The 4,066-nt window shown below is 71.2% G+C and carries 3 protein-coding genes; 1 reads left to right on the forward strand and 2 read right to left on the reverse strand.

What is annotated here, in order from left to right; all coding sequences use genetic code 11:
• Positions 1-128: 128 nt before the first annotated feature.
• On the forward strand, positions 129-1,124 hold the full coding sequence (locus VGB75_09360) for a pirin family protein (GenBank protein ID HEY0167238.1): 996 nt from the start codon (positions 129-131) through the stop codon (positions 1,122-1,124).
• A gap of 209 nt (positions 1,125-1,333) precedes the next feature.
• On the opposite strand, the gene VGB75_09365 is transcribed toward VGB75_09360, so the two are convergent.
• Entirely contained in the window at positions 1,334-2,572 is a 1,239-nt protein-coding gene (locus VGB75_09365; GenBank protein ID HEY0167239.1) for a DUF3152 domain-containing protein, read from the reverse strand.
• A gap of 253 nt (positions 2,573-2,825) precedes the next feature.
• Positions 2,826-3,818 carry a tetratricopeptide repeat protein gene (locus tag VGB75_09370; protein ID HEY0167240.1) on the reverse strand — a complete coding sequence of 331 codons (993 nt, stop codon included), beginning with the start codon at positions 3,816-3,818 and terminating at the stop codon, positions 2,826-2,828.
• Between the last annotated feature and the right edge of the window lie 248 nt (positions 3,819-4,066).

Here is a 4,066-nt window from a genome sequence, read left to right on the forward strand (position 1 = left end):
CCCGCCCCCGCGCGCGACGCGTGCGCCTTGACTCCGCGCCCTGAAGCAGACCTGGAATAGAACCGTCCAGCCCTTGGTTTGAAGCGTGTAGTTGCAGATGCAACAAAAGCTTGAGGAGGTTGGAAGATATGGCTGCCGTCACCGCTGACACCATGACTCTGCCCCGGGTGACCGGGGCCGCGCTGGGCGACGTCGAGCGCCCGGTGCTCGCGGTGTCCTCCGCTCCGGCGGGCACCGAAGGCGAAGGCTTTCCGGTACGCCGGACGATGGCCGGCATCGACTACCGCTACCTGGACCCGTTCATCATGATGGACCACATGGGCGAGGTGGACTACGCCGCCGGCGAGCCCAAGGGCACCGACTGGCACCCGCACCGCGGCTTCGAGACGGTGACCTACCTGATCGAGGGCCAGTTCATCCACCAGGACACCCATGGCGGTGGCGGCGTGATCACCGAGGGCTCCACCCAGTGGATGACCGCCGGCGCCGGCCTGCTGCACATCGAGACCCCGCCGGAGAAGCTGGTCGAAGAGGGCGGGCTGTTCCACGGCTTCCAGCTGTGGGTGAACCTGCCGGCCAAGGACAAGTTCCTGACGCCGAACTACCAGGGGATCGAGGCCGGCCAGATCACCCTGCTGGCCAGTGCCGACGGTGGCTCGCTGCTGCGGGTCATCGCCGGTGAAGTGGACGGCCACACCGGCCCCGGCTCCACCCACACCCCGATCACGCTGCTGCACGCCTCGATCGCGCCCGGCGGCCAGCTGTCACTGCCGTGGCAGCCTACCTACAACGCCCTGGGCTACGTGATGGCGGGCTCTGGAACGGTCGGGCCGAAGGCCCATCCCATCCACGCCGGCCAGCTGGCGGTCTTCGGACCCGGTGACCGGATCACGGTCAGCGCCGACGCCCGCCAGGACAGCCGGACCAGCTCGTTGGAGGTCATCCTGCTGGGCGGCGAGCCGATCCGGGAGCCGATGGCGCAGTACGGCCCGTTCGTGATGAACACCCGCGCCGAGCTGCAGCAGACCCTGGCCGACTACCAGGCCGGCCGGCTCGGCGTCATCCCGCCGAACGCGATCATGCCGCACGTGCCGCGCGGCCAGCGCAGCCCGCTGGAGGACTGACCCGGGCGAGGACCCGCGACCCGGCCCGACGTTTGGGTCTGGCCGCGGGTCAGCTTGAGCTGCTCGCAGCCCAGGTCAGCTTGAGCTGCTCGCAGCCCAGGTCAGCTTGAGCTGCTCGCAGCCCGGGTCAGCTTGAGCTGCTCGCAGCCCGGGTCAGCTTGAGCTGCTCGCAGCCCGGGTCAGCTCGATCACCGGCTCCACCGCACTGATCAGCCGGGTACCAACACCGACCGGCAGCCGAGGGCGCCGGTGCTGCCGATGCCGTAGATGTTGCGGGCGTAGGCACACACCTCGTGCCAGCCGGGGCTGGCTCGCATCAGCACCTGGAAGCCGTGTGCGGCGCCCCAGCGCGGGTAGCGCGCGGCCACGTCCGGCCGGGACTGGTTGGCCCAGATGCCGACCTGGCCCCCTGGCCGCTCGTACACCGCCACCGGGACCGCCCCGCCGCTGGTGTCCGGGTCGAGGGCCCAGCCGGTGACGACAATGCCCTGCCCGGACGGCGTCACCGAGTCCAGTCGTCCGATCGGGGTGCCGCTGACCAGCACCGTCCGGCAACCCAGCAGCACCGTGGCGCCGGCCCCGGCGGCGTTGAGCGCACGCACGCACACGGTATGCCGGCCCGGAGTCACATTCAGCGTCAACCGAAAACCATGGTTGCTGCCGTATCCGGGATGGGTGCGGCCGACGTCCTCGCGCAAGCTGTCGGCCCGTACGGTGATCACCCTGCTGCCCAGTTGGACGCTCACCAGGACCGGCGCCGAGGTGTCCGGATCGATCGCCCAGCCACGTATGAAGACCGACGCCAGCCCCGGCACCACGTTGTCAACGCTGCCCACCGGGTTGCCGGTGCGGATCGGCACGCCGCGCGAAGCGGCCAGCCGCTGCCGCTCGCTCGTGGTCGGCCAGGAGTTCGGACGGCACCCCTGCATCGAGATGGACTGCTGCTGCATCACCGGCGCCAGCTGGCCCGAGCCGCCGCAGAACCCGTGGTCGAAGCCGAGCCAGTGGCCGGTCTCGTGGTTGAGGACCATGTGCCGGTAGCCGGCCAGCGAGGCTCCGGTGGCGTTCCAGGACGGCGAGCCGGTCAGCCAGCGGGTCTCATTGATCACGACGTTGCGGCCGACCCTGCAGGAGTAGCTGCTGTCGCAGGGTGGCCCGAAGCCGGGCACCCGGTCGGCGGCGGCCAGCCAGAGCGTGAAGTTCCCGCCCGAGGCGACCCTGCGGAAGGCGATCGAGCCGCCGAGAGTCCATCCACGCGTGTCGGCGTAGTTGCTCGCCGCCGCGGCCGCGAAGGACTCCAGGCTGCTGCTGTTGGCCAACCCGCGCACCTCGTAGGTGTAGACGATCTGGGGGGCGGGCGCAGCAGCCGCCGGCTGGCTGTAACCGAGCAGGCCTCCGGCCACACAGAGCAAGGCCGCAGCCAGAATTCGGATGGGCTGACGGTGCATCGGACACTCCTGCCGCCTCGTGGGGTGAGCTCGATGCTGCCAGCCAGGCCCAGGCACCGGCCAGCGGACGCAGGCCGGCGTTGCCAATCCGTTGCCCAGCCGGCTGGCAGCCGGCACGAGCGTCATGCCCACCCGTCGCTCCGGCGCGCGGTGACGCCAGCGTCATGCCCACCCGTCGCTCCGGCGCGCGGTGAGCATGACGCTGGCGGCTGAGGAACAGGAAACTGCAGACGAGGAAGCTGCAGACAGGGACTCAGAACAGGGCGTTGGCCAGCTCCCGGCGGGCCGGCGGCACCCGCGGGTCATCCGGTCCGAGCAGCTCGAAGTACTCCACCAGCCGGTCACGCACCGGCATCCGGTCCTCGCCGCGCAGCCGCCGCACCAGCGAGACCAGCCGGCTGAACGCCGCCTCGACCTGGTTGTTGGCCAGCTCGGTGTCGGCGGCGGCGAGCTGGGCCTCCACGTCGTCGGGCGCCGCGGTCGCCGCCTCGATGGCGTCACGCGGCAGCACCGACAGCCGCCGCAGCAACCCGACCTGGCGCAGGGCCAGTTGCGCGTCGGTGTTGGCCGGCTCGACATTCAAGATCGCCTGGTAGCGCTCCGCGGCCAGGTCGAAGTCACCGGCCTCGAGCGCGTCCTCGGCGGCGGTGAACCGCTCGTCCTCCGGAGGCTCGGGGGGCGCAGCGGGGCCGGGCGCCTCGCCGGCGGCCTGAGCGTCAACCGGGCCGCCCGGGCCGGACAGGCCCGCCTGGCCGGCCGCCTGCAGCAGCGCCGCCAGGAACTCGCGCAGCTGAGCCTCGGGCAGCGCGCCCTGAAAGCCCGGCACCAGCTGACCGCCGATCACCGCGAAGACCGTCGGCAGGCTCTGCACCTGCAGCATCTGCGCGATCCGCTGGTTGGCCTCGACATCGATGGTGGCCAGCAACCAGCTGCCGCCCGATTCCTGAGCCAGTCGCTTCAACAACGGTGAGAGCTGCTTGCTCGGCTCGCTCCACTCCGCCCACAGGTCCAGCAACACCGGCACCTGGAACGAGCGGTCCAGCACCTCGGCCTGGAAATTCGCCTCGGTTGCCTCTACGACGTACTGCCCGCCGGCCGGAGGTGGAGCGCTCGCGGCCCGGGCCGCTGCCTCCGAACGCGCCTTCACGGCGGCCAGGTCGACCGCCCCGGACATCGCCGCGACGGCGGCGGGCGACGGGGCGGGCGCGGCGGACTTGGAACGGGCGGGACGGGAACCAGGACGCATGACAGCCATTTTTCCAGTCGGGCCTCAGCGGCTGGTCAGCGGCCTGGCTGACCAGCACGCCGAGGCGCGAGGAAGTCGATCAGAGCAGGGCCGGTCAGAAGCGGGCAGGCTCGCGGTGCTCGCCCCACAGCGGCTTGAACGCGTTGCAGATCTCGCCCAGGGTCGCCTCGGCGCGGACCGCGTCCAGCATCGCCGGCACGGTGTTCTCACCGTTCTCGGCGGCAGCCACCATTCGCTTGAGCGCCTCG

The sequence above is a fragment of the Jatrophihabitans sp. genome (assembly GCA_036399055.1).
Lineage (GTDB): Bacteria > Actinomycetota > Actinomycetes > Mycobacteriales > Jatrophihabitantaceae > Jatrophihabitans_A.

Bases quoted from the DNA above. Each gene is read 5' to 3' on its own strand.
- VGB75_09365 (HEY0167239.1), bottom strand. From the start codon at position 2,572: ATGCACCGTCAGCCCATCCGAATTCTGGCTGCGGCCTTGCTCTGTGTG.
- VGB75_09370 (HEY0167240.1), bottom strand. From the start codon at position 3,818: ATGCGTCCTGGTTCCCGTCCCGCCCGTTCCAAGTCCGCCGCGCCCGCC.
- VGB75_09360 (HEY0167238.1), top strand. From the start codon at position 129: ATGGCTGCCGTCACCGCTGACACCATGACTCTGCCCCGGGTGACCGGG.